Origin of the sequence: Apibacter sp. B3546 (assembly GCF_009827885.1) — a bacterium.
Lineage (GTDB): Bacteria > Bacteroidota > Bacteroidia > Flavobacteriales > Weeksellaceae > Apibacter.
Genome location: NZ_WINW01000002.1, coordinates 2241 through 19902, shown reverse-complemented (window position 1 = coordinate 19902; position 17662 = coordinate 2241). Strand labels below are relative to the sequence as shown.

The following is a 17662-nucleotide window of genomic DNA, read 5'->3' as shown; positions in this document are numbered from 1 at the left end:
TATGAATAATACTAAAATAACAAAAATATACGATATCCGTCTATTAGGAGAAAGCGAAGTAATCAGCGGGATGCAGAAAGTGAACAAAGAGTTTGAGGAAGCCAGAAAAACGGTTATTCAAATGAAAAGTAATTTAGCGAAAAACGTTAATTTACTTATAAATCCTTCTGAATTAGAGAAAGAGCGTCAAGCCTTAATAAAAGCCGAAAAAGCCCTTATTTCAGAAACCGCCAGAAAAAAAGAAGCCAGGGCCGAAGCGGAAGCTTTACGAGCAGCCAGATTAGAAGAAAAAAACCAATTAATTCAACAAGAACAAGGCAATACAAAGATTACGAACAGTTATAATGAATTATTAGCAAAAATTAGACAATTAAAAGCCGAACAAAAAAACAAAGTCGATTTACTTAATATTAATGATGCAGACCTTGCAAAGTCTAATGAAGAAATAAGGAAGCTTCAAGACAGGATCAATGCCTTTAACAGATCATTATCCAGCGAAGGCACCAATATTGGTGAATATAGCAGGGGGCTGGTTAACGCATTGAAATCGGCAAATCTTGACGGTATTATAGGCGGACAAATTAATGAAGTTAAACAAAAGGTAAAAAGTCTTGATAATGAATTTATAGAGCTCCAACAAAGATTGAAAACCTCTCAAAACATCGGGGATCAAAGTTTTAAAAGTATTGAAAAAGAGATCATAAACAATAGACTTGAAGCTGAAAAACTAAATTCTCAACTTGAATCTATTAATTTAACGATGAACAGTGTCGGAAATATCGGCTTTCATGTAACTAATTCATTAAAGAAAAATTTTGATAGTCTTACCACGTCTGTAAAAAATTTAGCTTTAGGATTTGTAAGTTTTCATGCAGCATTGGAATTAACCAAAAAAATGAAAGAATCGGCTTACGATCTTTCAGATCAAGTAACGAACCTAGAAATAGAATTGGAAAAAGCAGAAGGAGGGGCAGATGGTTTAGTGAATTCATTAAGTAAACTTGATACCCGAACCTTGTTAACAGGATTGACAGAAATTGCCAATGTAGCAGCTAAAGCCGGTGTTGCTGAACAAAATATGTTAGGAGTAACACAAGCGGTTGATAAAGCAGCCGTAGCCTTTGGTAAAGACTTTGGATCGATAGAGGAAGGAACCGATACTTTTGTTAAGTTAATTAATATCTTTTATGAGGATAGAGAAATCACCGGAGACAGAATCTTAAAAATAGGTAATGCAATTAGAACATTAGCTAATGAGACCGTTGCTAGTGTTCCGTTTATAAACGATTTTAACGGTAGAATGGCAGGTTTAAAGCAAATGTTTACGAGTTTTAATTTATCGGATGCCATCGGGCTTGGAGCAGGATTTGAAGAATTTAAACAATCAGCAGAGGTGGCATCAACGGCATTGGTTAAAGTTTTACCAAAATTAGCAACTGATACTGAAAAATATGCAAAAATAATAGGCAAAACAAAAGAAGAATTTTCACAATTAATAAATAATAACCCCGCGGAAGCTCTTATTCAAGTTTCCGAAGCGCTCGTAAAAAACGGTGCCAATGTAGAGCAAGTCTCCGAGGCATTCGCAGACGCTGAGTTAGGAACCGGCAGAATTGCCACCATATTATCAACCCTGGGAGGTAAGGCAGATGTTTTTAGAGAAAGAATAAAAAGAGCAGGAGAAGCAATTCAAGACACAACTTCAATCGAAGAGGCTTTTGATAAAAAAAACAACAATTTAGCGGCGACTTTTGATAAAATTAATAAGAAGATTAGCGACTTGGGAAATAATAAAAATTTTCAAAAAATGCTAATCATTACCTCAAATTTAATTTTAGGACTACTATCATTAATCGTTAGCATTCCTTTTGGTTGGTGGGTGACCGGTATTACTTTGTTGACATTAGCCTACTGGGATAATATAAAGGCTTTAACTGTTTCCATAGCACAACATGCGGTCTATATTACCCGCATGGCCGCAGGAAACGTCCTAATTGCTGCCGGTACGGCTTTACAATATGCACAAGCAATTACAGTAGGCGCACTAAATGCAGCATATTGGTTGTTAAATGTAACTTTAACTACTTTGGGTATGTTGATACCGGCAATAAGAACCGCGTGGCTGTGGCTTAATACGGCTTTCCTGGGAACGCCTATAGGGTGGGTTGTTGCAGGACTTACCGCTATTGGAGGGGCTGTGTATGCCTCGGTGGTCATGACCGAAAAGTATGCAGAAAGTTTAAAAAATCAAGGTAAAATTATTAAAGAAAATACAGAGGAATTAAGAAGAAATGAAATACAACGAAAAATAAATCAAGAAATAGACAGAAAAGCCGCTGAATCCACCAAAGATTCCATAGCCAAACTAGAAGTCCTTACAAGGGTAACTAAGGATAATGCAAATTCTTTAGAAACCAGAAAAAAAGCATTAAATCAATTAATATCCATAAGTCCCGAATATTTAAAGGGCTTAACACTTGAAAATATAAGTACGGCTGAAGGTACTAAAATATTAGATGAATATAAAAACAAATTATTAGAAGTAGCAAAAGCAAAAGCCGCTCAGCAACTTTTAGAGGAAAAACAAAAGCGGGTGATAGAAAATGAGTTTAAAGCATCTGAATTAAGGCCATTGGTAAGCAAGGAACAGACCGAAAAGATGGAATTAAATTTAAAGTCTGCCAAAGAAATAACCAAAGGATTAGGCTATATTTTAGGAATAGGCGAGGGGACTAACGGGCAAAAATTAGCAGAACTTGAAAAGCTAATAGATGAAGATAAAAAGTCAATAGAAGTTCTTATAGATAAAGTAGTTCAAGCGAATAAAGGAGGAACTTTAAATTCTATAATTAATTTCGATACCAAAGATGAAGATAAACTTAAATACAAACCCTCCAAATTATCCGGTATACAAAAAGATTATTTAAAAGATATAGACGCTATACGCGATAAATTATTGGCAGATAATGAAAAGGCTTTTACCAAAGGAGAAATACAAGAAAAAGAATATTTACAAAATATTCTAACCATTAATAAAGAAGCTTGGAGTAAAAAATTACAATATATAAAAGGGGTAAATGCAGAAGAAAGAAAACAAAGGGCGCAATGGGAAAATGAACGCGCTAAATTAGAAAAAAACACACAAAACAAACTGTTTGACATAGACTCAGCGGAATTAAAAAAGAAATATGATATACATAAAAAAAGAATTGAAAATAATTTAAAAACAATAACGGAAAATCCGTATTCAGATAATTTAGATAAAACTAAGGCTCAACAAATATATTATTCTGAACTTTTGGAGCTGACGATAAATTTCGATGAATCGATGATAAAACTGGAAAAAAAATACAATAAAAACCTGGTCGAGAGCGCTAATGAACGATCACAAAAATTATTAGGAATTCAAAGAAGTTTAAATAACAATTCATATAAACTGACAGAAGAAAAATTTAATTACCAAAAAAAAATAATTGAGTTTAGTACTAATGAAGTAGTGAACGAAAAAAACATTAACGCTGAATTATCCAAACAAAAAATTATTTTAGACAAAAATCTTAATTCAAGAAAAAAAGAAATCGAGCTAAGCAAAATAAAATATACCAATGAACTTGAGCAAACAGAAATAGAATTACAAAGAGTTCAATCTCTTATTAAACTCTATACTATTAAATTATCAACAGAAGGGTTAACAGTTGATCAAAAAAAACAACTTAATGAATTGTTGGTAAAAGAAGCAGAACTAATAACAGAAGTAACAAACAAAAGGAAAGAACAAGAAAAAACAGGTTTTGGTAATGGAAAAATAGGCGCTCCATCAAATGCCAATACTCAAAATTTAATCACAAAAAAAATACTTGAGTATTTCGATCTCGATCCCGATTCATATGAAGGTATGATAGCCTCAGCGGTATCTCAATCTTGGGATCTGGCAAACACAGCTATGAATAATTATTTTGATAATGAACGGGCAAGAATAGAACAGAGTAAGCAATTAGCGTATGAGCGAATAGATATAGAAAAAGAACAAAAACTTGCTCAAGCACAAAGCCGGGCAGAAAAAGAAAGTATTGAAAATCAAGCCGCCGAAAAGAAAAAACAAGCAGATAAACAAGCTGCTATCCAATTGAAAAAAGTTAAAAAAGCAGAAGCAAAAATAGCTTTAGCAACTGAAATTGCCAATATTTGGAGTGCCGTCTGGCAGTTAGGGCCAATTGCAGGAGCTACAATGGGAAGTATATTAACGGGCTTGGCGAGCGCCAGATATTTGATGAACATAAATAATATTGAATCTGCTAAATTTAAAAGAGGAGGTAAATTAAGCGGACCGTCTCATGCAAACGGGGGGATCCCTGCAATAGATCCGGTTACAGGAATAAAAGTTGCTGAATTCGAAGGAGAAGAGGGGATAATAAATAAAAAATCCATGAAAGATACGAATACCTATACTGTTACCGGAACACCCTCACAAATAGCATCCCGTATAAATGCATTAGGAGGCGGGGTAGATTGGATAAGCGGAGCTTCCATGAAAAAATGGTCTAATGGCGGTTATTTAGGAAGTAAGGTTAGGCCGCCTGTTTTAAAAGGATATTATAATAATTTAAACTCTGATAACTATAATTCAGAGAGATTAGACCGAATTGAAGAAATGTTAGAAAGTACAAATATGACTTTAGCGCTAACCAACAGATCTTTAAATGCCGAAACCCAAAGAAAGGTGATTATTTCCAGTAAAGAAATGACCGTGATACAAAATGAAAGTATAAAACAGACTGAAATTGCATCTTTATGACATTTGAAGCGTTTAAAAAAGAAATAATTGAAAGGATCAGGACAACCGAATTTAATCAATTCCTTTTTTTATACATTAAAGCGAAAACTTGGAGTGATATTTTAAAAGCATTTAAGTTAAACGGGTATTATGGATGGAGCTTTTCAACCGGTATCGTTGATTTTAATTTATTAAATGAGATTCCTGAGGTGGAAAGAGAAAGTGAAAGTATTTTTAATAGACATATAAGTCTGGAAAACACCAACGGGTTAATTTATTTGCTCAATGACGGATTCTTACAATTACACCAAAATGACGATTTTAGAACCAAAATTTACATGTTCGGGAAAAGTGAAGCACAAATAAAATTACATGGAAATTCAATGATAGATATTGAACAATTTCATGACTCAAAAATAGATATACATTTAAAAGACAGTTCCTTTTTACATTCCACTCAACAGGACAAAACCGTGTCAGATATAAGAGCACATGGTTTTACAACTATTAAATTAAATTTAAATGATTATAGTATATCTGATGTAAATCTATACGATGATGCTTATTTAAATGCAAATACAACGTGGTTTAGTGAAATTAATATAAATACTAATCAAAATATTGCAAATAACACTAAATTAAGTTATATTGAACCTAATTTTAAAGTAATTAATAAAGATAAATCTAAAATAATACTCAAAGATGATTAATGATATAAAAAAATATAGGGTAGAGGCCCTGGAATTAGCCATTGAGGACTTCGAATTGTTTTGTAAATATGCCGGAGTTAAACCAAAACAGTTAAAAGTTTGTATTGAAAGAAGCAAAGGTCATACACTTGGACAGATATCAAAAAAATTTAATATATCAAGAGATACAGTTAAAAGTATAAGCGACAGGTGTTTTAAATAATTTTAGTTATTTAATCTTTTCAATATATTCGGTATATTCTTTTATATCCTTGTTCTCATACTCTAATCTTACCTCACCTTTTTTAATATTTTTATCGCAAACTCTTTTTTCTTTTATTTTAGGGGTCTGACAGCCTACTATGCCCGACACTTTAGGTTCGCACCATTCTTTTACTTTCCATATTTGACTGCAGTCGTTATCATCATCAGATGAGCATGAAAAAATCGATAATACCATTACTAAGGCATTAAAAAATAAGAAGAACTTTTTCATTTTTAGATAATTTGATGTCAAAGATAAAAAAAATTTTTAAATATTTATCTTATACTATTTTAATGAGTAAAATAATTTCTATTGAAATATTATAAAGTAAGCGTTCAATAACAATTAACAATAATATAAAACTTTTAATATAATTTTTTTTCAGTATTAAAATATTTATTAACTTTGTGTTGATCTTTACACAAGATGTTAATAACATCTTATCAATTTAAGAGCCTTGCGGTCCTTTTCTATGACTACAAGGCTTTTATTTTTCATTAACTTGCACATTACGTTATTTTTACTATTTAAATAGTTATTAGACGTTACTAAAGGGTAAGCTAACTTTAAGCAAAATTCTATAATATATTCCAACCAACAACCTATAGATGCTTGCATCAAAAGTTAATTAATTTAAATTATTAAAGCTGNTTTTTTAAAAAATTACAACACATTTTGTACGTATCAACTTGTTTCCAATCATAAAAGTTGGAATTTTGATTTTTTGACAGTACCTTTTCATAATAGCCCATTGAAAAGATTAATAATTCTANAAATTACTGTATTATTTTTTTTTAACCAGTTAAATTTTTCATTTGATATAGTGCCTTTTTTGTTAAGGTACAATATGATTTTATATAGCTCGTTTTCGTTCATTTTTAAAGTATTTTTATTAAAAATTAAAAGTAAGTTTAAATTATGCTGTTTTTAAAGTAGAAATTTGGTGATGTATAAACTCCCTGCCTTTTTCCGTCCATACCGTTAACATACACGTCCGTTCAATCCCGTCACTACCTTTGTACAGGGTAGTTTTGGTTTTCGTAAATCCTTTGTCTTGAAACTTATGGTTCAATACCCATACGCCCGCTTGCTTATACTGTATTTTGTTGTCTGCTAAAATTTTGTTTAACGTCCTTGCGCTCATTCCGAGCTCTTTGGCTATCAAATTTGTGTTATAGGTACTTTCAGAATTCAGTACGTTGTTGTAATACTCAACTTTGGGCGCTTGTTTTTGAAGTTCTTGCGCTTGTTTTGCGGATTGTTGTCTTAAATATTCAGTTTGTTGCCTTTCTTGCTTTAATTGTGTAGCTAACCCTATAACTAGATCAGGGTTTTGTATTAGTTCGTCTATCTTTTGAGGGGTTGCCGTAAGACCGTGTCTTAATAGTTCTTTTATTCGATCATTACACCATATAGCAAATGAAGGATTTAACCATCTTGCTAATTCTATTGCTACATCTTCATGCAGCCATGTGCCTTGCATATCGGGTATTCCCCCGCTTCTAACTATCACTAAATCAGCCGTTACGATTTTCTTCGTAACGCTCAAAACTTGTATAAACTCTTTAGTTGATTGTAATTTCAACCAATCAGTAGGCCGTTTATTGAAGACTTTGGCCATTTCTGTTGCATTGATCAATAAATTATTCCCTTTCTGAAATTTTACGGAAATGTTGTTGTAGTTGAAGGTAACTACATTTTGTTGTGAGTTATGCATAATTAAAATTTTAAATTTAAAAACCCGTACGCTGCATAACTCACATACTGAAGGTATAAGATGTCACCGCTCCAAACGGCTCGTACGGGCTTAAATATTTTTTGGGATTTTTTACCTCCAAATACATTATGTGTGTTATGCATGACAAATGTATAAAATTTTTCAATTCTTACAAATATTTTTTTTATCTGTTTAACTATACAACTAAAACCATAGCGGTTCATTATGTACACGGGACAAGTTCTATTGCTAGTATCTATATATGAAGATTCAATACACAGATGTGCGCAATTTTGCGCAGATGATAATAAGTCTCTAATTGAGCGTATTACATCACGATGATTTTTATTGAACTTTTCTGCGACTAGCAAACTATTAGTTACTGCTTGACTATTTTCTATTTTTACTAATGTTTCCATAATCATATTAGATTTAATTTAAAGAGTTTCAAATAATTCTAAGTTTATTTTTTATACCTGTTTAATTTTTCTGTATTACTCATGTTTTTGGATTTATTAATGTTTCTATTTAATGTTTCATTTGCTTTACAAAGATACATTATAATGTTTCATTTATCCAAATGTTTTTTAATTTTTTTTTAAATTATGTAGTTACTTTTTTAATTTTTAGAGACATTATAATGTTACAATTAAAATGATATTATTATATTTGCTGAGAAACATTATAATGTAGTAGATGAAATTTAGAATAAAAGAAATTTTAAAAGAGAGGGGTGAAACAATGGAGGAATTAGCAAAAAAACTTCAAATAAATAGAGTAACTCTCACTAGAAATCTTGCTGGAAATCCAACAGTTGAAACTTTAAAAAAAATAGCTGATGCCCTTAGTGTTAGATTCATTGATTTATTTTATAATGACGGTGTCTCAGGCTTTATCAAAATTCATGGGCAGGTACATGAAATTAATAGCATAAAAGATTTAAAACATATTATAGAATTATATAGTTAATTTTAATTTTAAGACTAGTTTTACATCAAATGTATAGAATAGATGAAATATTAAAAGAACGAGGTATCACGAAAACGAAACTTGCAAAAATGATAGGTATTTCAAAAGGTACATTAAGTAATAATTTAAAAGAACCATCTATTCAAACATTAAAAATTATAGCTGAAAAATTAAATATACCTTTATTAGATCTATTTATTGACGAAAGAAAAACAAATGAATTAACCGCGCTAATAGACTATAAAGGAGAACTTCTTAGAGCGAATACAGTTAACGAGTTGGAAAAAATTTTAGCTATAATAAAAGAAAAGGATTATTAAAGAATAGTTAGAGAATTTTTATTAGTTTTTAAAAATGATCTTGTTTATAACTTTTAAAGGCAAATAAAAATACTTATTCTTTTGAGTTAGTTATTATTTATGTTTAAGTATTAAATATATTAGGCGTATCTGAATTTTCGGCATCAAACAAACTTAAGTTATCAGGTATTTTTTTGATATCAATAAAGTTTTTAGCAATATTAAAATCCTCATCCATGGTGAAAATACAATCACATTCATTCTTTATAGCAATAGAGGCTATTAAAGCATCATATTTTAATTTACGTTTTCCTATATCTTGTTTTATTTGCGCATAATTAGGCTTATTAACATATTGACTTAACATTTTGCCGCAAATTATTGCACTAACAGCATCAAACGGAGCCGGTTTAAAACGCTGTATTAAATATTTAGTAAGCTTTTCCCTTTTAGTTTCATCCATCGTCCATGTTAATTCTGTAATTAAAGGAGTTGGTAATATAACATCTATATTTTTGTTTTCTAAATATTCAAATAATTTTTTAGATAAATCTATCATTTGCTTTTGTTCTGGAATAGATTCCTCTTTAATGCCCCATATATACACCTGAGCGTCTAAACATACTTTTTGTAAGCTCATATTAATCATTTAAAAGTAAATCGTTAATATCTTTCCCATCGAAATGATCTCCTACTATATCTCTTATATCTTTTAATGCTTTTGTTAGTGGAAGTGATTCATTTTCAACAATTTTTTCTATGGTAAAATCAAGTAATTTAAAATTTTTTATCGAATATTTGGCTTTCCCTTCTAATCCAACTAATGATGAGGAGTATAAATAATCTTTTAACTTTAAACCTATATTCTTGGATATTTTTATGGTTATAGCATGATCATTTGATAAACGTATTTTGGTTGATGGTTGTTTCCCGTCATATAAATATTCAACCTTAACATAAATTGTAGTGTAGTCATTAATATAGTTTTTATCTAATATTATATCAGTTGTTTTATCTATTTCACTTATAACATTACCCTCACTAATAAATTGACAATTGTATATTCCCTTATCCTTTATTTTTTTATTAAATGATTGTAGCTTTTTACCTGTATCATAGGAAAGGGTATCATATTTATTATCTTTTATGCTCTCTGATATTTTTTCAAATGAATTATTCATAAATATATTGGTAGGTTCAAACTTTGTTAAAATACAATTATTTTTGAGTTCAATTAATTTCAACTCAAGTTTTTCATTGCTTCTTATCTCATTAGGATACATGACATATGCTTCTATTTTCAATGCATCTTGTAGTTCAGAAAATAGATTAAATAATTCATTTAAAGTAAAATTTTCTGGAATTGCATTAACTCCAAGTAATTTAATTTCAAATGATTTAATTTCATCTGATTTTATGTTATCGTATTCACTCATTTTTTTTGCCAATTCTTTATAGGTTACTTGCTTTTAAGCATTTTTAATACGCACAACAAATTTTAAGCCGTCTGTAACTTATCTATAGATTACATCTATAAGTAAACCCAGTCAAAAAAGGGTTATAAATTCAGATGTAAAAGATCAATAGTTTTCTATAATGTTAGTGCGAATTTATCTTATTACCTATTGGCCGGCACTATGTCTCACCAATTGTTGATTAAATTCTTTAGTCAATATACAATAACTTTTCTATTCAACCGCAAAATATTAGTTCCATTTTTTATTAAGATTAAATTATATTTGTATTTATCTAATATTTATTTATTGTATGTAACAGGAATAACGTATTTGTTTCCTTTTACATATAATACATTTTACAGTATTATAATCTAATAAACAACTGCCTTTAGTTAATTAATTATTTAATATTTTTTGTTTTTGAATAGTAAATTCATCTTCTGTTAAAACGCCTTTTTCTTTTAATTCAAGAAGCTTAAATAGTTCATCGGATGTAGATACGGCAATGTTTTTCTCGCTAGTTAAATTTTTGTTATCGGGCGTAATATTTTGTGAGTCTACTTCATCAATAATAATGCTTAATGTGTCTTTTATTTGAGTTGCATCTTCAACCCCTTTTAAATAAATATCTTTAAAAAACGATTTACTTATATCGGCTTTTTGTTTTTTTTCAATAGGCATTGTCATTGAATCAAAACAATCAATCGTTATTGATTGTGAATGTATATCTTTAATTAATATCTTAACACTTAATTTCGATACTAATTTTTTTTGATGATTCGCACCAGATAATCCTCCTATAATTGATCCTACACCCCCCGCCAGGATACCTCCTACAACAGCTCCTCCAATTGTTCTTGTAGCGGATTTTTTATCTATTACAGATCCGTTTTCAATAATTTCTACACTTAAAATATCTTTAAAATCTATAACTTTTGTATTACCGTTAACTAATACCGCTATCTTTTTATTTATATTATCCACAGCAAAAATGTAAAATCCTTTATATCCTATTAAAAGCTTGGATTTATAAAATCCACTAGGCAGATTATCATTCATTTTTTTTGAATTAAACTTAATTCTTTCATTAGTTTTTTGGGTTTCTTCGTTGCCTGCTAATAAACCTAAAAAAAGCACGATTATAAATGTTACTATAACAATGAACCAAAGCATACAATTAATTTTGCCCTCAAATATATAAAATTTACTTTATTTTATCTCTAATAAAAATATTATTTTTATCTCCATTGATTATTTTAAAAGTAGATTGATCGAATTTATATAATAGTACTATGGCATTCTCTCCCACCGACTGGTCTACATGAGCAATATGCTTTAAATAGATCCTTACAAAACTTAACCTCTTTTATAAATTATTCTACTGGCGTTTTTTTGTGTAAAAACACATTCGGGGGTGTGTCAAAAAATCAAACAGTCAACGGTAAATTATGAAGTATGACTTGTGCTATTAACGAACTTTAAAGCATGAACAAACATAATTTATCTATTTTTAATTATTCGATAAATAATTCAAATGACGATGGTCATTTGGACGTATATATCGATGGAGACGTTGTAGATGCAGAAACTCAAGAAATACGTGAAAAATGGTGGGGCGATGAAACTTCAGTATCATTTAAATCTTTAAGAAATCAGGTATTAAAATCCACCTCAAAGTCTATTACTTTTTGGGTAAATTCTTATGGCGGACATGTCGGTGATGCAATGGCTATCCATGATTGGATAAAGGAACTGGAGAATTCTGGATATAAAATCCAAACTAAAGGCATAGGCATGGTATGTTCAGCCGCATCCTTTATTGTGTCAGCAGCCGAAGACAGCTCAATGACAGAAAATTCCTGGTACATGATACATAATGTATCAGGCGGGATATTTGGTGATGTGATAGCCATTGAAAATTATGCACGTGTAATGAGAAAATTTAATAACGCTATCGCTGATTTTTATAAAAAATTAACCGGTCAGCCTTTAGAAGTTATTATTGATTGGATGAATTCGGAAAAATGGTTTACCGGTATAGAGGCCAAAGATTATGGATTTGTAAAAAACATATCCAAAGAAGAACCAAAAATTAAAAACAGCATTGACCCTAAAAATTTTCCATACAAAAATAAAAATGCCTTAATGCTGTATAACCAATATGTTATGTCAGAAGATTCAAAAAATAAAAATAAAACATGTAAAAATAATTTAGGGATTAATATGAAAAAATTACAAGATGCGGTAATTAATGTTTTTAAAACCTTCAACAACAAAGAAGAAAGTGAATTAGAAAACACAGAACAGCCACAAAAGTTACCGGTAACCGATAAAGATCTTTCTAATGCAATTACTGCAGCATTGAAGAATTATGATATTTCAGAAAAGGTAAATAATTATTTAGATGAATCATTTAAAGACGGTTTACCTGAAAATATCCAACAAGCAATAATCACAGCGATATCCAACAGTTTGAAAGAGGCTATGAAAAATTACCCGACACCGGAAGATATTTTAAACGTGTCTAAGGAGATTGAAGATGTAAAAGAAAAATTAATAAACTCTTATGGAGGAGCGAAAGGATCCGAAGAGAATAAAGAACAAATTACAGACGAATATAACCACCCCGGTATTAAATGGGTTTAAAAATAAAAATATATGATCGCAATTGAAAATAAAAAAATGTTAAACGTATGCCATGTTTGTGATACTATAGGTTTTACGCCTAAACTTGTTTATTCATTTAACACGGCAAATAAAAAATTAACACTTACGGACTCTTCAACCTTTTCTACAGGCAACATATTACAAATAATTAATGTAACAGTTACAGTTGAAGGAATTGACCGAATTGGCAGTATAAACACAGCAGGAGGAAGTATAGAAATCGACTTGTCGGGTATGAATACTTCCAATGGATTTAATATAAAGGCTACAGTTGTATCAAAAAATAAACAAACAGCAGATTTATCCTCTTATGAAGTAGCTTCAAAGATTGGATCTACTGAAGGTGAGATTGTTTAAAATAACAGCAGTACAGTTGAATCAAATTAATAATAATTACAAAAAAATAATAAATGTCTAAAACAAAAGCTTTTATAATTTCATCAGAAGCATTTCACCGATTAATAGTCCATCCGAAATTTGATAAAATTGGAGAAAATTTTACCGGATATTATAACGGTACGCTTAATGAATTTACAGTATATAACGATGTTCCCTTAGCAAAAGGGAGCCCGATAATCGATTTCTTTTCAAAAAGAAATATTCTTCAAAGAAAGGATAACAGTTGTAAAACAAATTGGAAACAAGTAGCAAAAGGGAGTAACAGAAAAATTACCATTGACGAGTTGTACGGCGCTACAGAAGACTGCCAATCAGAATTCTATCAAGGATGTCTCAAAGATTATAGGGAGCATAGCCCTAAATTCCAAAAAATGATATTAGAATTTTTCAAATCATCATTAGGAACAGACCTGGCCTCAAACTCTTATTTTGGCGATACAACAAGACCGAACGGGACAGAATGGAGTTTGAATCAATTCGACGGTATATTTGTTAAATATGCAAAATATATAGATAAAGGAGGGGATTTGGCCCCTGTTGTTATAGATCCGATCCCTAGCGGGGTAATTTCTCCTACCGAGGCATATAAAGTGTTTAGTAACGCTTATAAAAATCAAAGCTATGCTTTACAAGCAGAATCAAATAAAAAGAAGGCTTTCTATGTATCGTGGAATTTAGCTTATGGATTAAGTGAGTATTATCAACAAATTGGCGCCAGAGGGGGGATCATCGGATATATACTCAACGGTATGCCTACATTAGACTTTGAAGGGATACCGGTACTTGTTGAACCTTGTTGGCAACCGATATTAAATCAACTCAACAACGGAAATGACTCCCATGCTCTTATATTAACATTAAGAGGGAACTTTATTTTTGGAACAAACGATTCCTACGGAGGAGGACCTGAATTAGATCAATCGCTTAGAGTGTGGTGGTCTGATGATGATGAAGTTTGGAGATATAAGATGCATTTAACAGCCGGGACCGAGATTACACGTCCTCAAGATTCAGTATTAACATTAACCGAAATAAAATAAAAACACATGCTTTGCGTAAATCATACCGGATTATTTAGAAAATGTACTCCTACGAGTGGAGGGATATCAAGATTGTTGATTTTTGACCCAAGTGATTTTAACTTTACACAAGATACAAAAACTAATTCCTATACCGCCATAACCCGAAGAACCAAAGCAGGCGATGAAACAGATTTAGGATACTTTTTCGATATTCCTTTTAAGAGAAAAGAAGCAGAAAGGACCTACAGCCAATCTGTCGGCAATTCAGGAGCTACCAAATATACGCATACTGTAACCGCTTTAATTCCAATGTTAGGACAAGATTTAACTAATTTTTTATCAAGCCTGGATGCGGCGTCTTATTGTTGCGGTTTAGGGTTGATTATTGAACACAATGACGGAAAAGTTTTTGTTATGGGCGAAAAGTATGTCGATGATGAAACTATCCCTGTTTTTTGGATTGAACATAACGGAACAGAAGGAGGTACAGGAAAATTATTTGACGATCCTAATTCTGCTACCGTAAAATTTGTCGGGGATTATTCAAGGGAGTTAAACGAATTTAAAGGCGGTATAGATGCTATATTAGAAATGATGGCAAAAAGAACATAATAGTAATCATAATGGATATAAAAATAAAAAACCAATACTTAAGCACTACCATAGGATATGGTGGTAGTGCTTTGCCTTTAGGTGAAAGGGATTTTAATAGTTTGATACAGCTGGCCGAAATAGCATATAACTCAAATTCTCAAACCCTGAAAAATTATTTCGAAACGCTGCCGTCTTTAGAAGAAATCAAAGAGTATAAAGGAAAAAAATTTATTCAAAAAGTTAAAAATGCGTCAACAAGCAAAAAAAAATAATACCCAAAAAATAGCAAGTAACGTAATGAAATTGGATACCAGAAATCCTATTCCATACGAACCGACAGGCGAGTCGGAAGCTTTTCGCTTTTCCTCAAACTCTCAAAAGTATATCCCGTTCCTTGCGTCTAAAGATAATTTTTTTCAACTATTGCTTGAAGCAAGATTACTAAGCCCTACCAATAATTCTTGTGTAAATTCCAAGACTCATTTTTGTATAGGCGGAGGGGTGTATTTTAAAGACGAAAAACAGCAAGATCAAGCATTTCTAAATTGGGCGAAAAAAGTAAATAAAAAAGGTCAAAGTTTCAACAGTCTCTTAAAATCAATATTCAATAACCATTTTTCCGTAGGAAATAATTTTGTAGAAATCATTCGGGGGAAGGTCGGGAATACTAGATTTATTAAAGTCATAAATCGCCCGTTTTTAGATTGCAGATTATCAGAGCCTAATGATGATGACATCCCCGAATATGTATATATATCAAAAAAATTTAGAAATCAAAATACATGGGTTTTAAACGAAAAACAAACAGTTAAACTGCCAATCTATTATGGAGACTTAGACATGCCGTGGTATAAAAGCCCTCAGGGTACTGAACATTGTATTATTCATGTTAAGAATGAAATGCCCGGTTATGAATATTACGGAATGCCGGATAATGTATCTTCTTTACCGTGGCAATTAATGGAGTATAAAGGAGCCAGGTACAATATTGACAATTTTGAAAATAATATGGTAATCGGCGGAGTATTTATTATTAATGGCAATGTTTCAGATGACGAAAGGAGAGAGATTGCAAAAGATGTTATTTATACACATACGGGAGACGGTAAAACCGGTAGGGTAATGATTCTTTCAGGTCAAAATATGGACGCTTCCAGATCAGGATATCAACCCTTTGACGTACATAAAGACGGCTCTTTTTTAGAGTTGGACGAAAATATAGAAAAAAAAATAATCAATTCCAATAATTGGGATTCTGCTTTGTACGGGCAACATAAAACTACGGGGCTGGGTAATGGCGGAAATTCCTATTTATCCACAATTTATAACATAAAAAAGAATACTGTCGTTGAACCTGCTCAACGAATGATTACTGAAGGCTTTTTATGTCCGTTTTTTCAACTGTGTGATCAATGGATGGGTACTCAGTGGAGTGACTTTGATCTTGGGTTTATTTCAATCTCTCCTACATCCTTTTTAGCTAATGTAGATGTTAACAGCATTCTAACTAAAAATGAAGGGAGAGAGTTAATAGGTTATCCTAAGATGGATTCTGCTCAATTAGGAGAAAGTTTAATTAAAAATAAGAGTAAATAGTGTATAGAATTAACAGGCTGCAAAGAAATGTTTTAATCACGGCCGATGAAGTAATGTTTCACGCGCCCATTGATGGCAATGTTTCAGAAAGAAATATAATTCAAAATATAATTTTAGCGGAAGAAAGATTTGTTTCGTCAGCTATAAGTTCAACTTTTTATCTTGATTTTGTTAATAAAAAAAATAAAGTCGTGACGGAATCCAATCAAGAAGATTTATTAAATAAAATAAATGATTCCAACAAAGGATATGGTATTGAACGTATAGAAAAAACAGACATTCCTGTAGGTACAATCATTAATGCTATTGAATTTGTAGAAAACAAGGATTATGTAGAATTGTGGAATATGTATTTATGGAAATATACCGCAGAATGTGTTGACTTTTTATGCACAATTCCGACCTGGATAAGACATACGAATCAAGGACAAATGCTAAACAGCCCAAAAGTTATAGGATCTGGGACAGAATCAGGCAGCGCTGATGTTAAAGAAATTAAATTTAAACTTGATTCAATGTTACTTGATCGGTTAAATCCTTTTAAAGAAAGAATGCATGAGTGGATTTGCCGAAGAATTGAAAAGTTCCCTCTTTATACTAACGAATGTGCTTGTTTTGATATAAAAGATAAACCTGTAAAATCACATAAAAGCGATATAATTTTAGGGGTTTACCCTTAAAAACACTTTAAAATATCTACTAATAAATGACAACGTCAAATATTTTTTTGAGTAATAGAAGTACAATAAATTGATAAAAACCTTAAAGTTAATACGCCTCATAGAGAATATAGGAAGGCTAATTAAAAAATATGAAAGCAATGTATTTTGATCACTATAAAAATTTCTGCGAATGCGAAGAGGACGAAACAACATCTTCAAGCAAAAGAAATTTAAGAATAAAAGAAGAATGTTTTGTGATAACAGATAAGCTTGAAAATGAATTTTTTATCTCTGAAACTCCCATTAGCGATGAATATTATTTTTTACATTATAGAGGTGTATACGTCCCGTTGGCCGATTATGTTATTGATGGAAAAATATTAAGATTATACAAAGACAAAATACCTTATGAAATTGAAAAAGACGATGAGTTGACTTTTTTATATAAATATGAAATTAAATAATTAATAATGAAAAAGATTTCAAAAAAGCAGATTGAGGGATTTGATCGAGAAATAGAAATTGAAGATTTAACAAAAATTAGAATAGGGG

Annotated in this window: 19 protein-coding genes; 13 read left to right on the top strand and 6 right to left on the bottom strand. The window is 31.0% G+C overall.

Annotated features, from left to right (window positions below):
- Position 1 precedes the first annotated feature (1 nt).
- Genes GFU93_RS00225 through GFU93_RS00215 form a run of 3 tightly spaced genes read left to right on the top strand, consistent with a single transcriptional unit; the run spans position 2 to position 5686 of the window.
- On the top strand, positions 2 to 4795 hold the full coding sequence (locus tag GFU93_RS00225) for a phage tail tape measure protein (protein WP_160565958.1): 4794 nt from the start codon (positions 2 to 4) through the stop codon (positions 4793 to 4795).
- Positions 4792 to 5484, top strand: a complete 693-nt coding sequence (locus tag GFU93_RS00220) for a hypothetical protein (protein WP_160565954.1) — start codon at positions 4792 to 4794, stop codon at positions 5482 to 5484. The genes GFU93_RS00225 and GFU93_RS00220 overlap by 4 nt, the downstream gene beginning before the upstream one ends.
- Positions 5477 to 5686: a hypothetical protein gene (locus tag GFU93_RS00215; protein ID WP_160565951.1), complete on the top strand. Its 210-nt coding sequence runs from the start codon at positions 5477 to 5479 to the stop codon at positions 5684 to 5686. The genes GFU93_RS00220 and GFU93_RS00215 overlap by 8 nt, the downstream gene beginning before the upstream one ends.
- A 6-nt stretch (positions 5687 to 5692) precedes the next feature.
- Here GFU93_RS00215 and GFU93_RS00210 read toward each other — a convergent pair whose 3' ends face one another.
- The 3 genes from GFU93_RS00210 to GFU93_RS00200 all read right to left on the bottom strand — a co-directional run bounded on the left by GFU93_RS00210 (position 5693) and on the right by GFU93_RS00200 (position 7864).
- Positions 5693 to 5959, bottom strand: a complete 267-nt coding sequence (locus GFU93_RS00210; RefSeq protein WP_160565948.1) for a hypothetical protein — start codon at positions 5957 to 5959, stop codon at positions 5693 to 5695.
- A gap of 685 nt (positions 5960 to 6644) precedes the next feature.
- A complete protein-coding gene (locus GFU93_RS00205; protein WP_255448625.1) occupies positions 6645 to 7445 on the bottom strand; it encodes a phage antirepressor KilAC domain-containing protein in 801 nt (266 codons plus the stop codon).
- Positions 7446 to 7447: 2 nt separating this feature from the next.
- A complete protein-coding gene (locus GFU93_RS00200) occupies positions 7448 to 7864 on the bottom strand; it encodes a Rha family transcriptional regulator (RefSeq protein ID WP_160565945.1) in 417 nt (138 codons plus the stop codon).
- A 277-nt stretch (positions 7865 to 8141) separates the two neighbouring features.
- On the opposite strand from GFU93_RS00200, the gene GFU93_RS00195 reads away from it, so the two are divergent.
- Positions 8142 to 8414, top strand: a complete 273-nt coding sequence (locus tag GFU93_RS00195) for a helix-turn-helix transcriptional regulator (protein WP_160565942.1) — start codon at positions 8142 to 8144, stop codon at positions 8412 to 8414.
- 29 nt (positions 8415 to 8443) lie between these two features.
- Positions 8444 to 8734, top strand: a complete 291-nt coding sequence (locus tag GFU93_RS00190) for a helix-turn-helix domain-containing protein (protein WP_160565939.1) — start codon at positions 8444 to 8446, stop codon at positions 8732 to 8734.
- A 103-nt stretch (positions 8735 to 8837) separates the two neighbouring features.
- Here the strand turns inward: GFU93_RS00190 and GFU93_RS00185 are convergent, their stop codons facing one another.
- The 3 genes from GFU93_RS00185 to GFU93_RS00175 form a co-directional block, all read right to left on the bottom strand.
- Positions 8838 to 9353: a PIN domain-containing protein gene (locus GFU93_RS00185; RefSeq protein ID WP_160564349.1), complete on the bottom strand. Its 516-nt coding sequence runs from the start codon at positions 9351 to 9353 to the stop codon at positions 8838 to 8840.
- Between the two features lies 1 nt (position 9354).
- Positions 9355 to 10149, bottom strand: a complete 795-nt coding sequence (locus GFU93_RS00180; protein WP_160565937.1) for a hypothetical protein — start codon at positions 10147 to 10149, stop codon at positions 9355 to 9357.
- A gap of 417 nt (positions 10150 to 10566) precedes the next feature.
- Positions 10567 to 11343: a hypothetical protein gene (locus GFU93_RS00175; RefSeq protein WP_160565935.1), complete on the bottom strand. Its 777-nt coding sequence runs from the start codon at positions 11341 to 11343 to the stop codon at positions 10567 to 10569.
- Between the two features lie 312 nt (positions 11344 to 11655).
- Here GFU93_RS00175 and GFU93_RS00170 point away from each other — a divergent pair, with 312 nt between their 5' ends.
- From GFU93_RS00170 to GFU93_RS00135, 8 genes are all read left to right on the top strand, one after another.
- Positions 11656 to 12816, top strand: a complete 1161-nt coding sequence (locus GFU93_RS00170) for an ATP-dependent Clp protease proteolytic subunit (RefSeq protein ID WP_160565933.1) — start codon at positions 11656 to 11658, stop codon at positions 12814 to 12816.
- A 12-nt stretch (positions 12817 to 12828) separates the two neighbouring features.
- Positions 12829 to 13194 (top strand): hypothetical protein, encoded by a 366-nt coding sequence (locus tag GFU93_RS00165; RefSeq protein ID WP_160565931.1) that lies wholly within the window; start codon positions 12829 to 12831, stop codon positions 13192 to 13194.
- A 53-nt stretch (positions 13195 to 13247) separates the two neighbouring features.
- Entirely contained in the window at positions 13248 to 14276 is a 1029-nt protein-coding gene (locus GFU93_RS00160; RefSeq protein ID WP_160565929.1) for a hypothetical protein, read from the top strand.
- Positions 14277 to 14282: 6 nt separating this feature from the next.
- Complete coding sequence (locus GFU93_RS00155; protein ID WP_160565927.1) at positions 14283 to 14870, top strand: hypothetical protein; 588 nt, start codon at positions 14283 to 14285, stop codon at positions 14868 to 14870.
- An 11-nt stretch (positions 14871 to 14881) separates the two neighbouring features.
- On the top strand, positions 14882 to 15124 hold the full coding sequence (locus GFU93_RS00150; protein WP_160565925.1) for a hypothetical protein: 243 nt from the start codon (positions 14882 to 14884) through the stop codon (positions 15122 to 15124).
- The gene (locus GFU93_RS00145; RefSeq protein WP_160565914.1) at positions 15099 to 16448 is read left to right on the top strand and encodes a hypothetical protein; all 1350 of its coding nucleotides are present in this window, start codon (positions 15099 to 15101) and stop codon (positions 16446 to 16448) included. Before GFU93_RS00150 ends, GFU93_RS00145 begins: the two co-directional genes overlap by 26 nt.
- The gene (locus GFU93_RS00140) at positions 16448 to 17128 is read left to right on the top strand and encodes a hypothetical protein (RefSeq protein ID WP_160565911.1); all 681 of its coding nucleotides are present in this window, start codon (positions 16448 to 16450) and stop codon (positions 17126 to 17128) included. Before GFU93_RS00145 ends, GFU93_RS00140 begins: the two co-directional genes overlap by 1 nt.
- Positions 17129 to 17259: 131 nt before the next feature.
- Positions 17260 to 17574, top strand: coding sequence for a hypothetical protein (locus GFU93_RS00135; protein WP_160565908.1), 315 nt, complete (start codon positions 17260 to 17262; stop codon positions 17572 to 17574).
- The last annotated feature ends 88 nt before the right edge of the window (positions 17575 to 17662 follow it).

What these genes read in the sequence shown, in the direction of transcription:
- GFU93_RS00165 (WP_160565931.1), top strand. Translation starts at nt 12,829, where the DNA reads ATGATCGCAATTGAAAATAAAAAAATGTTAAACGTATGCCATGTTTGT.
- GFU93_RS00150 (WP_160565925.1), top strand. Translation starts at nt 14,882, where the DNA reads ATGGATATAAAAATAAAAAACCAATACTTAAGCACTACCATAGGATAT.
- GFU93_RS00180 (WP_160565937.1), bottom strand. Translation starts at nt 10,149, where the DNA reads ATGAGTGAATACGATAACATAAAATCAGATGAAATTAAATCATTTGAA.
- GFU93_RS00215 (WP_160565951.1), top strand. Translation starts at nt 5,477, where the DNA reads ATGATTAATGATATAAAAAAATATAGGGTAGAGGCCCTGGAATTAGCC.
- GFU93_RS00175 (WP_160565935.1), bottom strand. Translation starts at nt 11,343, where the DNA reads ATGCTTTGGTTCATTGTTATAGTAACATTTATAATCGTGCTTTTTTTA.
- GFU93_RS00195 (WP_160565942.1), top strand. Translation starts at nt 8,142, where the DNA reads ATGAAATTTAGAATAAAAGAAATTTTAAAAGAGAGGGGTGAAACAATG.
- GFU93_RS00200 (WP_160565945.1), bottom strand. Translation starts at nt 7,864, where the DNA reads ATGGAAACATTAGTAAAAATAGAAAATAGTCAAGCAGTAACTAATAGT.
- GFU93_RS00170 (WP_160565933.1), top strand. Translation starts at nt 11,656, where the DNA reads ATGAACAAACATAATTTATCTATTTTTAATTATTCGATAAATAATTCA.
- GFU93_RS00160 (WP_160565929.1), top strand. Translation starts at nt 13,248, where the DNA reads ATGTCTAAAACAAAAGCTTTTATAATTTCATCAGAAGCATTTCACCGA.
- GFU93_RS00210 (WP_160565948.1), bottom strand. Translation starts at nt 5,959, where the DNA reads ATGAAAAAGTTCTTCTTATTTTTTAATGCCTTAGTAATGGTATTATCG.
- GFU93_RS00190 (WP_160565939.1), top strand. Translation starts at nt 8,444, where the DNA reads ATGTATAGAATAGATGAAATATTAAAAGAACGAGGTATCACGAAAACG.
- GFU93_RS00155 (WP_160565927.1), top strand. Translation starts at nt 14,283, where the DNA reads ATGCTTTGCGTAAATCATACCGGATTATTTAGAAAATGTACTCCTACG.
- GFU93_RS00225 (WP_160565958.1), top strand. Translation starts at nt 2, where the DNA reads ATGAATAATACTAAAATAACAAAAATATACGATATCCGTCTATTAGGA.
- GFU93_RS00205 (WP_255448625.1), bottom strand. Translation starts at nt 7,445, where the DNA reads ATGCATAACTCACAACAAAATGTAGTTACCTTCAACTACAACAACATT.
- GFU93_RS00145 (WP_160565914.1), top strand. Translation starts at nt 15,099, where the DNA reads ATGCGTCAACAAGCAAAAAAAAATAATACCCAAAAAATAGCAAGTAAC.
- GFU93_RS00220 (WP_160565954.1), top strand. Translation starts at nt 4,792, where the DNA reads ATGACATTTGAAGCGTTTAAAAAAGAAATAATTGAAAGGATCAGGACA.
- GFU93_RS00135 (WP_160565908.1), top strand. Translation starts at nt 17,260, where the DNA reads ATGAAAGCAATGTATTTTGATCACTATAAAAATTTCTGCGAATGCGAA.
- GFU93_RS00185 (WP_160564349.1), bottom strand. Translation starts at nt 9,353, where the DNA reads ATGAGCTTACAAAAAGTATGTTTAGACGCTCAGGTGTATATATGGGGC.